Genomic DNA, 16,461 nt, shown 5'->3' with positions numbered 1-16,461 from the left:
CTCTCCAGAGATGTAATATACATAAATATCTATTTGCATGAGCGTCACATTCGTAATTCGCTGAAAGCGAATTACGAATGCTTGCCTAAACTTTAGCTATACAGGCAAGCAGATATGAAAATAACATAGAAGGGAAAAAATATGACGGATTATCAAACCTATACCACTCCTTTAACCGGACGCTATGCCAGCCGGGAAATGCAGTATCTTTTTTCGCCGGAAAAGAAGTTTAAGACATGGCGCCGGCTTTGGATTATTTTGGCGGAAACGGAAAAAGAACTGGGACTGGCGATTACGGCCGATCAGATTGCCGAGTTAAAAGAGTTTGCCGAGGATATCAATTTTTCGGTGGCCGAGGAATATGAAAAAAAAGTGCGGCATGATGTGATGAGCCATGTCTATGCTTACGGTGATCAGGCGGTCAGTGCGCGGGGAATCCTGCATTTGGGGGCGACCAGCTGCTATGTCGGCGATAATACTGATTTGCTCCTGATGAAAGAGGGACTGGAGTTGCTGCGCCGAAAAATCGTTAATATTTTATCTTTCTTAAAAGAGTTTGCGCTCAAATACCGGGAGCTGCCGACCCTCGGCTTCACTCATTTTCAGCCGGCCCAGCTGACAACTGTCGGCAAGCGGGCGACGCTGTGGATGCAGGATTTAGTTTCGGATTTGGAGGATTTGAATTACTGTCTGGAGAGCCTTAAGCTGCGCGGCGCTAAGGGAACGACCGGTACGCAGGCCACCTATTTAACCCTGTTTGACAATGATTATGAAAAAGTAAGAGAACTGGATCGCCGGGTTTGTCAAAAGATGGGCGGATTGCTGCCCTATCCGGTAACCGGTCAGACCTATTCCCGCAAAGTGGATACCAAGGTCTTAAATGTATTGGCCGGCATCGCTCAATCGGCGCATAAGTTTACCAATGACCTGCGTCTGCTGCAAAGTTTAAAAGAGCTGGAAGAACCCTTTGCCAAAGATCAGATTGGTTCGTCGGCCATGGCGTATAAAAGAAACCCGATGCGCTGCGAGCGGATGGCGGGGCTTGCCCGGCATGTGATTGCGCAGGTCATGAATCCGGCCATGACGGCTGCTGAGCAATGGCTGGAGCGAACTTTGGACGACAGCGCCAACCGGCGGCTGTCGGTGCCGGAAGCTTTTCTGGCAACGGATGCGATTTTGGAAACCTATATGAATGTAGCCGATGGGCTGGTAGTGTATGAAAATGTAATTCGGTCGCATGTGGCGGCAGAACTTCCTTTTATGGCAACGGAAATGATCTTAATGGAGGGCGTTAAGCGTGGCGGCGACCGGCAGACGCTGCATGAAGTCATCCGGGTCAAGTCAATGGAAGCGGCGGCCGTTGTAAAAATGGACGGACAGCCGAATGACCTGCTGGAGAGGCTGGCGGCATCCGGTCAAATTCCGCTGACATTAGAAGAGATGAAAGAACTCCTTAGTCCGGAAAACTTTATCGGGGCGGCGGCGCTTCAAGTGAATGATTTTATCGGGGAAGTGATCGATCCGATTTTGACCGAACATAAGAGCGAGTTGGGCTTAAGCGGGCAAGTGCTGGTTTAAAAAATAAAGGGAAAATTAAGCAGAAAGAAATGGAGTCATGATGGCAAACGGTTTTAAAATCTTAAAGGAAACAACGGTATATCAAGGTGTCAGGGCGCATGTGGTGGTACAGGAAATGCAGTTGCCGGACGGCTCGAAGGCCAACTGGGATATGATTAAGCACAATGGCGCGGCGGCAGTCGTGCCGGTTGACGAGGATGGACGGATCATTATGACCCGCCAGTACCGGAGCAGCATTGACGGGGAAAGTCTGGAGATTCCGGCCGGGGTGCTGGAGATTGTGGACGGAGGAAAGGAAGACCCAAAACACTGCGCCGCCCGTGAGCTGGAAGAAGAAACCGGTTACTGTGCCGAGGAGCTGCATTATCTGCTGTCGTACTGCTCGACGATTGGGCTGTGCGATGAGGTGATTCATGTCTATTATGCCGATCATTTGAAAAAGCGGCAGCAAAAACTGGACGAAGGGGAGTATATTGAGGTTGAGCGCTATGAGTTAAGCGATTTGTTTGACCAGATTGAGCGGGGAGAACTGACTGACGGCAAAACGATCGCCGGGCTTTTGGCCTATGAACGGAAGATCAGAAACAGGAAGGAGAAGCGGAGTGGATGCGGTAATTAAAACGGCGGTCAGCATCATTGCGGCCGTACTGGCAATGTGGCTGCATGAGATTCCCAAGTATTATCTGACCTTATATTTGACTCGGCCGGCCCTGCGCCGGGAGGTGCAGATTAAGGATATCTGGGCCCGGTCGGTTGACCCGATTGGTTTGATTTTATTGGTATTTATGAGAGTCGGCTGGCAGATGCCGCTAAAAATTGACGCGGCGAAGCTGGTCAATAAGAAAAATGGCTTGATTGCAATATCGGTGCTGGGTATGCTGACCAGCCTTGTCGGCGCCATTATGCTTTTAATTGCCGATAAATACTGGCTGATTGCCCTGCGTTCGATGGAGGGCTATACTTATTTATCTTATTTTGTGATTACCTGGGCCTTTTATAATGTTATTATTTTTATTGTCAATTTGCTGCCGGTGCCGCCGCTGGATATGACGAAGATTATTTACGCACTTTCGCCGAACACCTATTTTAAAATCTTGCAGAATGGCCGGATGTTACAGTCGGTTTTTGTGCTGTTTATTGCTTTTGGCGGTTTGCGGATGTTGAGTCTGCCGGTTTTTCGGGCGGTTTATGAATTGATTTGGTAATGCGATGGAACTGGAACTGAAATTAGAAAAATACGAAGGGCCGCTGGCACTGCTGCTGCATTTGATTGAGAAAAACAAGGTGTCGATTACCGATATTCCGATTGTGCAAATCACTGACCAGTACATGGCTTATATTGATGCCATGTCCTCCGGCAAAATGGAGGTCATGAGCGAGTTTATTGAAATGGCGGCGACGCTCCTGGCAATTAAGGCGAAAATGCTGCTGCCCAGATCCAAACCGGACGCCGAAGAGGAAGTTGATCCCCGGCAGGAGTTGATGGAGCAGCTGCTGGAGTATAAAAAATATAAGGCGATTTCGGAGAAACTGCGCGAGTATTCGCAAAGTGCTGCTAAAAATGTGTTTAAGCCGCCGACGATTCCGGAGGAAATTTTAAACTATACGCCGCCGGTTGACCCGGAGGCGATTCTGGCAAACCTGGATTTTGAGCGGCTGTATCAGGCTTTTCAAATGGTGATGAAGCGGCGGGAGGATAAGATTGACCCGATTCGGGCCGGTTTTTCCGAGATTCCCCGAGAAGTGGTATCGTTAGAGGATAAGATGCGGGCAATTCGCGCTTTACGCGGGCAAGGTCAGGTCAGTTTTTTTGAGCTGCTGGCGCAGGAGTCCAGTTGGCCGGCGATGATTGTGGCCTTTTTGGCGATTTTGGAACTGATGAAGTCCGGGGAGATTCGGGTTGAACAAGGGCGACTGTTTGAGGATATTATTATTCTTTTTTGTCCGGAAAATAAATAAGGAAAAAATATGGATTTAACGGAGAATGAAATGCAAATGGAACAAATAGGCGCAGTTATCGAAGCACTGCTTTTTTCAATGGGGGAAGCAGTTACGCTGGAAAAGCTGGCCGAGGTGATTGAGGTCGATAAGGCGACAACGCAGAAGATTATAGAGCAGCTGGAGCAAAAATATGCCGCCCCGGGCAGCGGGATTCATCTGATTTCACTGGATGGGGCGTATCAGCTTTGCACCAAGCCGGAATATTATGAATATATCAGAAAAGCAGCCAATAAGCCGAAAAACTACGAGCTGACCGATGTTTTGATTGAAACCCTGTCTATTATCGCCTATAAACAGCCGATTACCAAAACTCATATTGAGGCGATTCGCGGTGTCAAGTCCGATCATGCCGTCAATAAGCTGATTGAGTATGGTCTGGCCGAGGAGAAAGGGCGATTGGACGGGCCGGGCAAACCGATTGTTTTCGGCACGACGGAGGCTTTTTTGCGTTATTTTGGTCTGAGCAGCCCGGATGAACTGCCGGTTTTGGAAGATACCGTCCTGAACCAAATCCGCCGGGAAACCGAAAACGAGCTGCAAATGAAGTTAGAGGGCTTAGAAGAAGATTAGGCTGGTGAAGTTATACTGTGGAAAATGGGCTGCGGCAAGGCGGCGGAATGGAGATAGGAATGATACGTTTGCAGAAATATTTGGCGGATGCCGGAATTGCGTCCAGACGCAAGGCCGAGGAGCTGATTGCCGCCGGTAAAGTGACCGTCAATGGTGAGCCGGTTACGGAGCTGGGGGTGAAGATTGACCCGGACAAAGATAAGGTCAAGTATCAGGGGAAGCTGGTTTTGGCCGATCAGCGGCAGGTGGTCTATGTTTTTAATAAACCGCTGGGTGTACTTTCGGCGGCTTCGGACGATCGGGGGCGCAAGGTGATTCCGGATTATTTTCCGGGGGAGCATCGGCTTTTTCCGGTCGGGCGGCTGGATATCAATACCGAGGGTTTGATTTTGGTCACCAATGACGGCGATTTGACCTATCGGCTGACCCACCCGAAGTACGAGATTGACAAGATTTATGAGGTTTTAACCGACGGCGCGTTAAGCTATGACAAGAAAAATGAACTGGAGAGGGGCTGTGATATCGGGCCGTACACCATCAGCGGCAGCCGGATTCGGATGATTCGCCGGGATAAAGAGGGTTATCGCTATTTGGTAACGATCCATGAGGGCAAGAACCATCAGGTCAGGAATATGTTTGAATACGCGGGGCTTAGAGTTAAGAACCTGAAAAGAACCGCCATCGGTGAAATCCGGTTGGGCGATTTAAGGCCCGGCAAATACCGGAGTTTATCAAAGCAGGAAGCGGCGTATTTAAAAAAGCTGGAAAGGCGAAATGGCAAGTAGACGGCTGGGATGTGGCCGAAAGAGACATTTTTGGCTAAATGGGAAAAGGCAAGTCGGAAAAGTTAAGGCAATGGCTTTACGATTGCTTTATAATGTGATATAGTAGGAAAGGTTGAAAATTTTGCCAGAAAAATGCAATAAGGAGAATATCATGGAAAAGTCAATGGAGAAAATAGCAGCTTTAGCTAAGGCCAGAGGATTTATTTTTCCCGGTTCGGAGATTTACGGGGGATTGGCCAATACTTGGGACTATGGGCCTTTGGGTGTGGAGCTGAAAAATAATGTCAAAAAGGCCTGGTGGCAGAAGTTCATTAAAGAAAGTCCGTACAATGTGGGTGTGGACTGTGCTATTTTAATGAATCCTCAGACTTGGGTGGCATCGGGGCATGTCGGCGGCTTCAGTGACCCGCTGATGGACTGTAAGGAATGTAAGGAAAGATTTCGGGCGGATCAGCTGATTGAAGAATATAATAAGCAAAAGAACTTAACGGTTGAAAAGCCGATTGACGCCTGGTCGAATGAGGAAATGAAGCAGTATGTCGATGCCCATAACATTCCCTGCCCGACCTGCGGCAAGCATAACTTTACCGATATCCGCCAGTTTAACCTGATGTTTAGAACGTTTCAGGGCGTAACCGAGGACAGCAAAAATACCCTGTATCTCAGACCGGAAACAGCGCAGGGCATTTTTGTCAATTTTAAAAATGTGCAGAGAACTTCGCGCAAAAAGATTCCGTTTGGCATCGGCCAGATCGGAAAATCGTTCCGCAACGAGATTACGCCGGGTAATTTCACTTTCCGGACCAGAGAGTTTGAACAAATGGAACTCGAGTTTTTCTGCGAGCCGAATACCGATTTGGAATGGTTTGCTTACTGGAAAGAGTTTTGCATTAAATGGCTCAATGACTTAGGGATCAAGGGCGAAGTCATGCGGGTACGCGATCATGAGCCGGAAGAACTGTCTCATTACAGCAAGGCAACCAGCGATATTGAATATTTATTCCCGTTTGGCTGGGGTGAGTTATGGGGCATTGCCGATCGGACGGATTTTGATTTGATGCAGCATCAGAATCACTCCGGTCAGGATATGTCTTACTTTGATGAAGAAAAGAAGGAAAAATATGTGCCTTACTGTGTCGAGCCGTCGCTAGGCGCGGATCGGGTGACTTTGGCTTTCCTGTGTGAGGCCTATGACGAGGAAGAACTGAAGGACGGAGAAACCAGAACCGTGCTCCGCTTCCATCCAGTGCTGGCGCCGATTCAGATTGCCGTGCTGCCCTTAGTCAAAAAATTGAGCGAACCGGCGCACGAGTTGTTTATGCAGTTGGGCAAACGCTATAATGTTGATTTTGATGAAAGAGGAACGGTCGGCAAACGCTATCGTCGTTATGATGAAATCGGCACCCCCTATTGCGTAACCTTTGATTTTGATTCATTGGAAGATCAAATGGTGACGGTTCGCGACCGCGACACAATGGAGCAGGAGCGGGTTAAGATCAGCGAACTGGAGCATTACTTTGCCCAGAAGATTTGCTTTTAGAAAAGGGAGAAAAAAATGCAAAAAGTCTATAAAAGCAGAATATATCGTATTCTGGTAAACTTGGTATTTGGGATAGCAGCAGCGGGTGCAGCTTATCTGGTGGCCGGTATCTGGCTGGAGCCTTTTTTGTGCGCTGCTGTCGGCATCGGGATTTTGGTGCTGTATCTGTGGCAGGTGATTTTGGATAATCTGATTACGATTACAGTCGATGGCCAATATATGACGGTCAAAAAAGGGCGCAAGCTCAAGCGTTTTGAGATTGCCCGGTCCTCTTTTTATGCCAAAATGGTGTCCTCCAGCGGCGACACATCCTGTACGCTGCAAATCACCGATGAAAATGGCAAGGTGGAGTATGTTGACTGTGAATTAATCGGTGTGGGGCAATTCAGAAAGCTGTTGGAAGATATTGGTGTAACCGGGGGAGATGCGCCGGTGCAGAAACTGCAAACCAAGAAAGGGGAATAAATAAATGGAATTTTGGAACAATTTGGATGGCTCAACCAGAAACTATATTATGATGATTGCCGGGTTTATGGTGGTCTATCTGGTGGGAATGTTCATCTATATGAAAAGCAGAAAGAATGCGGTAAATAAATGGCTGGCGGAGAATCCGACCGCAGTTAAAGTCTATTTGGATACTAAATCGGGGCTGATTCGTTCCAATGCTTTAAGGATTGTTTCGGTTGACCTGGATCGGCCGGTGATTTTTGCTGAGGGAATGAAACAGGGCTTTTATCTGCTGCCGGGCAAGCATGTGGTCGAATCGACCTTCAGTACGACCCGGCCGGGTTTGCTGCATAGGACGGTGACAACCCAATACGGCCCGACCAAGCAGGAACTGGAAGTGGAAGCCGGTAAAACCTATGATTACAGCTTTGACTTAAAGGCGGAACAATACGAGTTTTCGGAGATCTAAGGCTGTTTTGCAGGAGCTTTTGCCGGAAAACGGAGTATATTATAAGAAAAACAGGGGCGTATTTTCCGGAAACGATGAAAATGCGCCTTTTTATCTGCCGCTTGAAATTGTTTTCGGCAGCCGGAGGCAAAGCCGCGCGGCAAATGATTTATACCTATACTAAGGAAAAAAAGCATAAAGGAGCGGAAAATGAGAAGAAAAGACCGGGAAGTAACGGAACGGGCGGAGATTTTACGAATTGTTGATCAGGCAAAGATTTTGCATTTAGGGCTGTTTGACGGAGAATATCCCTATGTGGTGCCGCTGCATTACGGCTGCCGCTATGATGAAAAAGAGGATTCCCTTGTTTTTATCATGCACGGAGCCAAAGAGGGACATAAGCTTGACCTGATTCGGCGCAATCCGAAAGTGTGCATTGAACTGGAATGCGGTGTTGAGGCGGTGTCCGGCGGCGAAATTGCTTGCCGTTACGGTGCGGCATATGCGTCTGTTATGGGCCGGGGATGGGCGGAAATTGTAGAGGACAGTGCCGAAAAAAGAGAGGGCTTAAAGCTCCTGATGCAAGTACAAACAGGCCGGGAGTTTGTGATTGATGAAAAAATGGCGGCCACGGTGGCGGTGATTAAGGTGACAGTACCGGAGTTTACCGCCAAGGCAAGAACGATGCCGGTTTAAAGCCGATATCAGTGGCCTGGCCGGTTTGGGCTGGAATGGGATTGGTTAAACGGCCGCTACCCGCTGTGCTACCATTTGTATAGCGCAGTACGGAGATCGCAGCGCAAAGAAATAGGCTCTAAGGTTGTTGTTTGAGGGTATATGGATTTTGAAGCATGGCGGGAGAAATTGACCGGAGATATGACAGAAAAGACGGATTAAGGCGAACAGCCGGAAAAGGAGAGAATATGGATTTATTAGGGACACATTTATGGATGACGGAATTGATTTATAAGGCGGGTGAGCGGATTCGGCGGGCGATGAAGCAGGAGCTTGCAATTGAAGAAAAATCAGGCTTTCGCGATTTGGTGACCAATGTTGACCGGGAAACCGAAGATTTTTTCCGGCAGGCGATTCAGGCTAAATATCCGGCCCACCGGATTATGGGCGAGGAAAGAACAGAAGGCCGCTTTACCTCGCTGGAAGGTTTGGTTTGGATTATTGACCCGATTGACGGGACGATGAACTTTATCCGGCAGGGGGATAACTTCGGTATTTTGATTTCCCTGTTTCAGGATGGGGAAGGCCTGCTTGGCTATATTTATGATGTGATGAGAGATAAACTGTGTTTTGCGATTAAAGGGCAGGGCGCGTACTTAAACGGTTTGCGTTTGCCGCAGGCAGAGGATAAGGGGATTGACGACAGTCTTTTAAATATCGGCGATCCGATTGCCCGCAGCAATTCGCCGCAGACAAGGGCTTTGCTTAGCCGGTCGCTGGGCTTTCGGGCAATCGGTTCGGCGGCGCTGGCGGAGCTGTCTGTATTTGAAGGCAAAACCTGTGCTTATGTTAATTTGGGGGTGAATCCCTGGGATATTTCGGCGTCCTTTGTAATTGGCCGGGAATTAGGCTATGTTTATATGGATATTTTTGGCCGGGAAATTGATCTTTTGGGGGAAACTACCTTTATTGTCGGCACCAAGCGGGCGGCGGCTGAGATTCGGGAAATCTTGGCAGGGATGGAAGTGTAGCTTAAAAAATACCGATTATCAATTTCTTGATTTTGCCGAGGTAAGCGGGCGTTGCTTGCTATCCGACAAGGGGAACAAGTATTTAACGTTAGCGTTTTTGACAAAAAAACAAAAACGCTAACGTTAAACTTGAATTTGCTTCTTTTTTTTGATATTATAATAGAAAAATAGGGGTAGGTGAAAAAAGATGAATTGGTATCCAAGAGAAAACTACTTAAAAAAAATCCGTGATTTTTATCATGCAACAGACATAATCAAGGTAATAACCGGTGTAAGAAGATGTGGTAAGTCCTGCCTTATGGAAATTATAGCAGATGAGTTAAAGATGGGGGGGATTTTAGAAGAGAATATTATATTTTTTGATTTAGATAGCAAAGAATACAACAAGGTATTGAAAGCTGACCAGTTAGATAAGCTGATTCAAAGGATACCGAATGTTCCGGGGACGAAATACCTTTTTATAGATGAAGTGCAAAATGTAGATGGATTTGAAATGGTGCTTAATGGCTTTCGTGGAACGGGGGAATGGTCAATTTTTATTACAGGCTCCAATTCATACCTTTTGAGCGGCGAATTAATGACAAAACTTACCGGGCGGTACATAGAATTTGAAATGTTTCCGCTATCTTTTGAAGAGTATGAGGATATAAAGAAATTTTATGGCAAAGAAATTGCAGTTGACCGTCAGGAAGAATTAAATAACTATATTCTTGAAGGGGGATTTCCGAGGACGATTCTTCTTGATTCAATGGCAGCAAAGCGCAGATATGTTCAAAGTATTATAACTGAAATTTTTGAGAAGGATATACGCAGACGGCTTAAAATTCGGAATAAAAATACTTTTGAAATGGTTCAGAAGTATATCATCAATAACTTTGGGGCAACGACAAGTCTTAAAAGTCTCAAAAGGGCTATTGAAAAATCAGGAACTCCGATTAGTGAAGCCACTATTGCCAGATATATTAAGGCTTTGCAGGATGCAAAGATTCTTTATGAATGTCAGCGATTTGACATGAAATCAAAGAAGTCTTTAAGCGGAGAGAAGAAATATTATATAGCAGATATTAGCTTTTATTTTGCTCAGAATACGGATAACAGAATTAACTTTGGTCCGGTTTTGGAAAACATCACATATCTATATGCGAAGTCTCATGATTATTCAGTCAGTGTAGGCAGAATTGGCAAGCTTGAATGTGATTTTATACTTAGGGATAATGAAATGAATTATTCTTATGTTCAGGTTTCTTATACGATATTATTGTCAAAAGAAACGGAGGATAGAGAATATAAACCTTTAGAGTCGATAAAGGATAATTATCCTAAGTATGTTGCAACTATGGATTCCCTGCTCCAGAAACGCGGGGGCATAGAGCATATAAATCTTGTGGATTTTATGAAAAATGGGAAAGAGTTCTAAGTTGAAAGAGCTGCAAGATTTTGAAAAAACAGGTGAAAGTTTAAAATTTAACGGATAGATGCCTTGACGAAAAAACTGATTTATGTTATGTTACAGGAGTAACCACAGGCAGAATCAATATATTGGTTATATATTGGTAGGACGAATAAAGGAGACCAGAATGAAGAAGTATATTTGTACGGTTTGCGGCTATGTGTATGATCCTGAACTCGGCGATCCGGACGGCGGTATTGCACCGGGAACGGCATTTGAAGATATTCCGGAAGATTGGGTTTGCCCGGAGTGCGGTGTCAGCAAAGAAGATTTTGAGTTGTACGAAGACTAAAAGTGAAGAAAGGGCGGCAGATGGCAAAAGGGTCAGGCCGTCCTTTTTTACTCAATCGGCTGCGCGGTCATAAGGCGGGAGGAACTTTCGGCCTTAATCTGTGACGGCGTGCTGGGCAGTTACGGCAAAAATGCTCCGGTACGATATTGCGGTGCGAAAAGTGCCGATGCCAGCCAGGCAAGGAAACGAAGCAACGAAGGAAAAAAGGAGAAGCACAATGTTTTGAGAAATGAGAAGAAAAAACCAGGAATTATCCCATGAGGATACCATTCAGGTACTGAAGCGAGGCACGAACGGCGTGCTGGCGGTGATAGGCGATGAGGGTTATCCCTATGGTGTGCCGCTCAGCTATGTTTACGCGGATGGGAAGATTTACTTTCACTGCGGGCTCAGCGGACATAAGGCCGATGCTATCCGGAGCAATGACAAAGTTTGTTTTACCGTGATTGATCAGGATAAAATCGTAGCGGAAGAGTTGACTTCTTATTTCCGCAGCGTGATTGCTTTCGGCCGGGCCGTGATTTTAGACGATCCGGAAGAAAAAATAAAGGCACATATAGCTTTTTCGGAAAAATATTCGGGTGCTTTCCCCGAGAAAATTCAAAGCATGATTCAAAAGGGACTGGATGATATGCTGATGGTGCAGATTGAGATTGAACATATGACCGGCAAAGAAGCAATTGAATTAGTCAGGGAAAGAAAGCAGACCCAAGCATAAAATACCATTGCCGTCCGGGCTGAACTTGAAATAAAATGCCGGATGAGGCAGGAAAGGATAAAAAAATGCCGGAATTACCGGAAGTAGAAACAATTGCCGGCGGCTTAAACCGATATTTGCGGGGAAAAGAAGTGGCGGCGGTAAGCGCTGATACGCCGAAGCTGTTCCCCAATGACCCGGCGCTGACGGCGATGCATCTGATCGGCAGCCGGGTCGAGAGTGTGACGCGCCGGGGCAAGGCTATGCTGATAACGCTCAGCAGCGGGTATGTGCTGGTCATTCATTTAAAAATGACGGGTCAGCTGGTGTTTGCCGGCAAAGGTCAGGAAAACAGCTTGCCGGAGCCGATGCCGGGGCGGTTTACGCATGTCATTTTTACTTTTGCCGACGGCAGTCATTTATATTTTAACGATCAAAGGAAGTTCGGCTGGATTCGGCTGATGCCGGCGACAGAAGCGGCAGAGCTGAAGTTTTTAAAGGAGATGGGGCCGGAGCCTTTAACGGCTGCGTTTAATGCCAAGTATTTAAAAGAAAAACTGAGCCGGCGGCAGAGCAGTCCCATTAAGACGGCGTTGCTGGATCAAAAGGTAGTAGCCGGCGTGGGCAATATTTATGCTGACGAAAGCCTTTTTTTATCGGGAATTTTGCCGAATCGTCCGGCGGCCGGTCTGAAAGAGAAAGAGATTCGGGCGCTGTGTGCCAATATCAAAAAGGTTTTGCGGACATCCATTGAGTTAGGCGGCTCCAGCCGGCAAGATTATGTCAATGCCATTGGACAGAAGGGCGATTATTTGGATCAGGCCTATGTCTACGGCCGAACCGGTGAGCCTTGCCGGACTTGCGGCCGCCCGATCGAGAAAATCAAGCTGGCCGGCCGGGGGACTCATTTTTGTCGCGGATGTCAGAAGTAAGGAAGATGCCGCCGGGCTTTCAAATTTATAAAAATTTCGCTTTCTAATCAGCCGAAAGTGTGCTATAATGTAGCTGTTAATTGGGCGGCGGAGCCGCCGGAAGATATTTACTTAGGAGGAAGATACATGAGCAAAAAATTCGTTTACATGTTTAGCGAAGGCGATGCCAGCATGAAAAATCTGCTTGGCGGCAAAGGCTCTAATTTGGCGGAAATGACCAAGTTGGGACTGCCGATTCCGCAGGGCTTTACGGTTACGACCGAAGCTTGTACCGATTACTATGATCAAGGGAAGAAAATTACGGATGAAATCCAGGCGGAGATTTTTGCCTCGCTGCAGAAATTAGAAGAAATTCAAGGCAAAAAGTTTGGCGATAAAAGCGATCCGCTGCTGGTATCGGTTCGTTCCGGCGCCAGAGCTTCCATGCCCGGCATGATGGACACGATTTTGAACTTAGGCTTAAATGACGAAGCAGTTGCAGGCTTTGCCGCTAAGACCGGCAATCCGCGTTTTGCCTACGATTCTTATCGCCGTTTTATTCAAATGTTTTCCGATGTAGTTATGGAAATGAGTAAAACTTTCTTTGACGGCATTTTGGATAAGGTTAAGGAAGAAAAGGGCGCTAAGTATGACACCGATTTGACGGCAGAAGATTTGCAGGAAGTCATTGCCAAGTATAAAGCTATTTACAAGGAAAAAATGGGCGAAGATTTCCCGCAGGATCCGAAAGTTCAGCTGATGGAAGCTGTTAAAGCCGTATTCCGTTCCTGGGATAATCCGCGGGCGATCGTTTACCGCCGGATGAATGATATCCCGGGCGACTGGGGAACCGCGGTCAACGTTCAGGCGATGGTATTCGGTAACAGAGGCAATACCTCCGGTACCGGCGTAGCCTTTACCAGAAATCCGTCAACCGGTGAAAATCAGATTTACGGTGAATATTTGATTAACGCACAGGGCGAAGACGTGGTCGCCGGTATCCGGACACCGCAGCCGATTACCCGCTTAAAGGAAGATATGCCGGAAGCTTATGAGCAGTTTATGACGATTGCCAAGAAGTTAGAGGATCATTACCGGGATATGCAGGATATGGAGTTTACCATTGAGGATAAAAAGCTGTACTTCCTGCAGACCAGAAACGGTAAGAGAACAGCTCCGGCGGCTCTGCAGATTGCCTGCGACTTGGTAGACGAGGGCAAGATTACCGAAGAAGAAGCAGTGCTGAGAATTGAGGCTAAGTCCTTGGATCAGCTGCTGCATCCGACGTTTAACGTCGCTGCCTTAAAGGCGGGCGAAGTGATCGGCGAGGCTTTGCCGGCATCGCCGGGCGCAGCTGCCGGTAAGGTTTACTTTACGGCGGAAGAAGCTAAAAAAGCGCATGTGGATAAAGGCGAAAGAGTTATTTTAGTCCGGGCGGAAACTTCGCCGGAAGATATTGAAGGAATGCACGCAGCCGAGGGTATTTTGACAGCGCGCGGCGGTATGACCTCGCACGCAGCGGTTGTTGCCCGCGGCATGGGTACGGCCTGTGTATCCGGTTTGGGTGAGTTAAAAATCCATGAAGAAGAAGGCTACTTTGAACTGGGCGGCAAAGTTGTCAAAAAGGGCGATTATATCTCCTTGGACGGCAGCACCGGTAAAGTATATTTAGGCGATATTAAGACCGAAGAAGCTTCGATCAGCGGCAACTTTGAGCGGATTATGAATTGGGCCGACAAATACCGCAAGCTCAGCGTCAGAACAAATGCCGATACGCCGGCTGATACGAAAAACGCTGTTAAATTGGGTGCGGAAGGTATCGGTCTGTGCCGGACGGAGCACATGTTCTTTGAGCCGGATCGGATTCCGAAGATTCGGAAGATGATTTTGTCCGAAACGGTAGAGGGCAGAGAAGCAGCTTTGGCTGAGCTTTTGAGCTTCCAAAAGGCGGACTTTAAGGCTATGTACGAGGCGCTGGAAGGAATGCCGATGACGGTTCGGTATTTGGATCCGCCGCTGCATGAGTTTGTTCCGACCGCTGAAGCTGACATTGTGGCTTTGGCTAAGGATATGGGTCTGACGGTTGAACATGTTAAGGCAACGATTGAAGGCCTGCATGAGTTTAACCCGATGATGGGCCATCGTGGCTGCCGGTTGGCGGTAACGTATCCGGAAATTGCCAGAATGCAGACCAGAGCGGTTATGGAAGCGGCAATTGAAGTTAAGAACGAAAAAGGCTATGACATCGTGCCGGAAATCATGATTCCGCTGGTTGGCGAGAAGAAGGAATTGAAGTTTGTTAAGGATATTGTGGTGGAAACCGCGGAAGCCGTTAAGAAGGAAAAGGGTTCGGATATCCAGTACCATATCGGTACAATGATTGAGATTCCGAGAGCGGCGCTGCTGGCGAATGAAATTGCCGAAGAAGCCGAGTTCTTCTCCTTTGGCACTAATGACTTGACCCAGATGACCTTTGGTTTCTCGCGTGATGATGCCGGCAAGTTCTTAGACGCTTATTACAAGGCGAAGATTTACGAGTCGGATCCGTTTGCCAGATTAGACCAAAACGGTGTTGGCCAGTTGGTTAAGATGGCGGTAGAAAAAGGAAAAGCAACCCGTCCGAATATCAAACTGGGTATCTGCGGAGAGCACGGCGGAGATCCGTCTTCGGTTGAGTTCTGCCATGAAATCGGCCTGAGCTATGTTTCCTGCTCGCCGTTCCGGGTGCCGATTGCAAGACTGGCAGCAGCCCAGGCGGCATTAAAGGATAAAAAATAAGAAATAAAAGATTCTTTTGCATTGCATAAGCCCTTACATTAAAAGCAGGCGAAAGAAAAGTGCCCCGGCGGCAGGTGAGAATTCCAAAGTTAGAAAAACATGGGATGGCCTGCGGCCGGGGTTTTTATATTTCATACCGAAGTTTATTTCAAGCGCGTCATCACGGCTGTCCTGGCGGCGCTTTGATTTGGGTGAGAGAAAGGAGCAAAGATGAGCAGAAAATTATTTTGTGAAATATCGCCGTTGACGTATCGGATTTCTGAGCAGAAGGAAATTTGGAAAAGGAAATTGACCGATCGGCTGCGGGGCGAGAAGCTGGCGACAAGAAAAAGCCGGAAACTTTTGCCGGTTCGGCTGTATTCGCATAATTCTTTAATCCGGCGGCGGCTGGGTAATGTAGATATGCAGCTGCAGGAGAACAAAGCGGTTAATTTAAAGCTGGCGGCTAAAAACTTAAATGGACTTTTGATTTATCCCGGCGAGGTCTTTTCTTTTTGGCATTTGGTGGGGAAAACGACAGCACAAAAAGGGTATTTGGAGGGACTGGTTATTAAGAAAAACCAGCCGAATAAAGAAACCGGCGGCGGGTTATGCCAACTGACTAATGGGATTCATTGGCTGGTTCTGCATACGCCGCTGTTAATCACCGAGCATCATCACCATGACCAATATGATTTATTTCCTGATTTCGGCCGGACGATTCCTTTTGGTACGGGAACGTCGATTTCCTATAATTATATTGATTATCGTTTTAAAAATACTTCCGACCAGCTCTTGCAGTTGATTGTGTATACAACGGCAGAGCATTTGTGTCTGGAATTGAGAGGCCAAAGAAAGTGGGAATATACCTATCATATTTTCGCGGAGGATGAGTTTTTTCAGCGCGAAGGGCGGGATGTTTACCGGCACGGCCGGGTCTGCCGCAGTCAAATTGACCCTCTAACCGGCAAATTGCTGCAAAAAGAAATTATTAAAATAAATCATGCCAAGGTCATGTACGATCCGGCAGGATTAGAGGTCAGGGAAGAGGAGAAGGTTTAAAGATTTGTAAATAATGCTGAGGGAAAGTACTCAGGAAATTCTGACAGTTGCAAAAATTTCGAGGGCATGGTATGATACAAGTATTATGGAAACGGTAAGCTTTCCGAGTGCGGCTGGTGATTTGCGGGATAGTGAGATGTGGCAGAGAAATATCTCGTCTGCGGAAAAGTTCTTGCAAAGAACAGGCTGCCGTTGGTATTAAGCTTTAGACGGCTGC

18 protein-coding genes are annotated in these 16,461 nt (G+C 47.2%); all 18 read left to right on the top strand.

What is annotated here, in order from left to right; translation table 11 throughout:
* Positions 1 to 141 precede the first annotated feature (141 nt).
* The 18 genes from C3V36_00835 to C3V36_00750 all read left to right on the top strand — a co-directional run bounded on the left by C3V36_00835 (position 142) and on the right by C3V36_00750 (position 16,446).
* Complete coding sequence (locus C3V36_00835) at positions 142 to 1,578, top strand: adenylosuccinate lyase (GenBank protein ID AVM67933.1); 1,437 nt, start codon at positions 142 to 144, stop codon at positions 1,576 to 1,578.
* 40 nt (positions 1,579 to 1,618) lie between these two features.
* A complete protein-coding gene (locus C3V36_00830) occupies positions 1,619 to 2,197 on the top strand; it encodes an NUDIX hydrolase (GenBank protein AVM67932.1) in 579 nt (192 codons plus the stop codon).
* Positions 2,181 to 2,783, top strand: coding sequence for a hypothetical protein (locus tag C3V36_00825; GenBank protein ID AVM67931.1), 603 nt, complete (start codon positions 2,181 to 2,183; stop codon positions 2,781 to 2,783). The genes C3V36_00830 and C3V36_00825 overlap by 17 nt, the downstream gene beginning before the upstream one ends.
* Positions 2,784 to 2,787: 4 nt before the next feature.
* Positions 2,788 to 3,537: a segregation/condensation protein A gene (locus C3V36_00820; GenBank protein ID AVM67930.1), complete on the top strand. Its 750-nt coding sequence runs from the start codon at positions 2,788 to 2,790 to the stop codon at positions 3,535 to 3,537.
* A 30-nt stretch (positions 3,538 to 3,567) separates the two neighbouring features.
* Entirely contained in the window at positions 3,568 to 4,149 is a 582-nt protein-coding gene (gene scpB / locus C3V36_00815; GenBank protein ID AVM70385.1) for an SMC-Scp complex subunit ScpB, read from the top strand.
* A 17-nt stretch (positions 4,150 to 4,166) separates the two neighbouring features.
* Positions 4,167 to 4,934, top strand: coding sequence for a pseudouridine synthase (locus tag C3V36_00810; GenBank protein AVM67929.1), 768 nt, complete (start codon positions 4,167 to 4,169; stop codon positions 4,932 to 4,934).
* Between the two features lie 151 nt (positions 4,935 to 5,085).
* Positions 5,086 to 6,474 carry a glycine--tRNA ligase gene (locus tag C3V36_00805; protein ID AVM67928.1) on the top strand — a complete coding sequence of 463 codons (1,389 nt, stop codon included), beginning with the start codon at positions 5,086 to 5,088 and terminating at the stop codon, positions 6,472 to 6,474.
* A gap of 15 nt (positions 6,475 to 6,489) precedes the next feature.
* Positions 6,490 to 6,939, top strand: coding sequence for a hypothetical protein (locus tag C3V36_00800; GenBank protein ID AVM67927.1), 450 nt, complete (start codon positions 6,490 to 6,492; stop codon positions 6,937 to 6,939).
* Between the two features lie 4 nt (positions 6,940 to 6,943).
* Positions 6,944 to 7,390 (top strand): hypothetical protein, encoded by a 447-nt coding sequence (locus tag C3V36_00795; protein AVM67926.1) that lies wholly within the window; start codon positions 6,944 to 6,946, stop codon positions 7,388 to 7,390.
* A 189-nt stretch (positions 7,391 to 7,579) separates the two neighbouring features.
* Positions 7,580 to 8,065 (top strand): 5-nitroimidazole antibiotic resistance protein, encoded by a 486-nt coding sequence (locus C3V36_00790; GenBank protein ID AVM67925.1) that lies wholly within the window; start codon positions 7,580 to 7,582, stop codon positions 8,063 to 8,065.
* Positions 8,066 to 8,220: 155 nt separating this feature from the next.
* Positions 8,221 to 9,075 carry an inositol monophosphatase gene (locus tag C3V36_00785; GenBank protein ID AVM67924.1) on the top strand — a complete coding sequence of 285 codons (855 nt, stop codon included), beginning with the start codon at positions 8,221 to 8,223 and terminating at the stop codon, positions 9,073 to 9,075.
* Positions 9,076 to 9,262: 187 nt separating this feature from the next.
* Positions 9,263 to 10,492, top strand: coding sequence for an ATPase (locus C3V36_00780; GenBank protein ID AVM67923.1), 1,230 nt, complete (start codon positions 9,263 to 9,265; stop codon positions 10,490 to 10,492).
* Between the two features lie 160 nt (positions 10,493 to 10,652).
* Positions 10,653 to 10,817 (top strand): rubredoxin, encoded by a 165-nt coding sequence (locus C3V36_00775; protein ID AVM67922.1) that lies wholly within the window; start codon positions 10,653 to 10,655, stop codon positions 10,815 to 10,817.
* Positions 10,818 to 11,046: 229 nt separating this feature from the next.
* Positions 11,047 to 11,535, top strand: a complete 489-nt coding sequence (locus C3V36_00770; protein AVM67921.1) for a 5-nitroimidazole antibiotic resistance protein — start codon at positions 11,047 to 11,049, stop codon at positions 11,533 to 11,535.
* A gap of 35 nt (positions 11,536 to 11,570) precedes the next feature.
* Positions 11,571 to 12,446, top strand: a complete 876-nt coding sequence (locus C3V36_00765) for a DNA-formamidopyrimidine glycosylase (protein ID AVM67920.1) — start codon at positions 11,571 to 11,573, stop codon at positions 12,444 to 12,446.
* Positions 12,447 to 12,572: 126 nt separating this feature from the next.
* The gene (gene ppdK / locus C3V36_00760) at positions 12,573 to 15,203 is read left to right on the top strand and encodes a pyruvate, phosphate dikinase (protein AVM67919.1); all 2,631 of its coding nucleotides are present in this window, start codon (positions 12,573 to 12,575) and stop codon (positions 15,201 to 15,203) included.
* Positions 15,204 to 15,413: 210 nt separating this feature from the next.
* A complete protein-coding gene (locus C3V36_00755) occupies positions 15,414 to 16,244 on the top strand; it encodes a vancomycin resistance protein (GenBank protein ID AVM67918.1) in 831 nt (276 codons plus the stop codon).
* 13 nt (positions 16,245 to 16,257) lie between these two features.
* Positions 16,258 to 16,446, top strand: coding sequence for a hypothetical protein (locus tag C3V36_00750; protein ID AVM67917.1), 189 nt, complete (start codon positions 16,258 to 16,260; stop codon positions 16,444 to 16,446).
* Positions 16,447 to 16,461 lie beyond the last annotated feature (15 nt).

The organism is Lachnospiraceae bacterium oral taxon 500, from assembly GCA_002999035.1.
Lineage (GTDB): Bacteria > Bacillota > Clostridia > Lachnospirales > Vallitaleaceae > W11650.
Note: the sequence above shows the minus strand (reverse complement) of the source record. Positions and strands in the feature narration are given on the sequence as shown.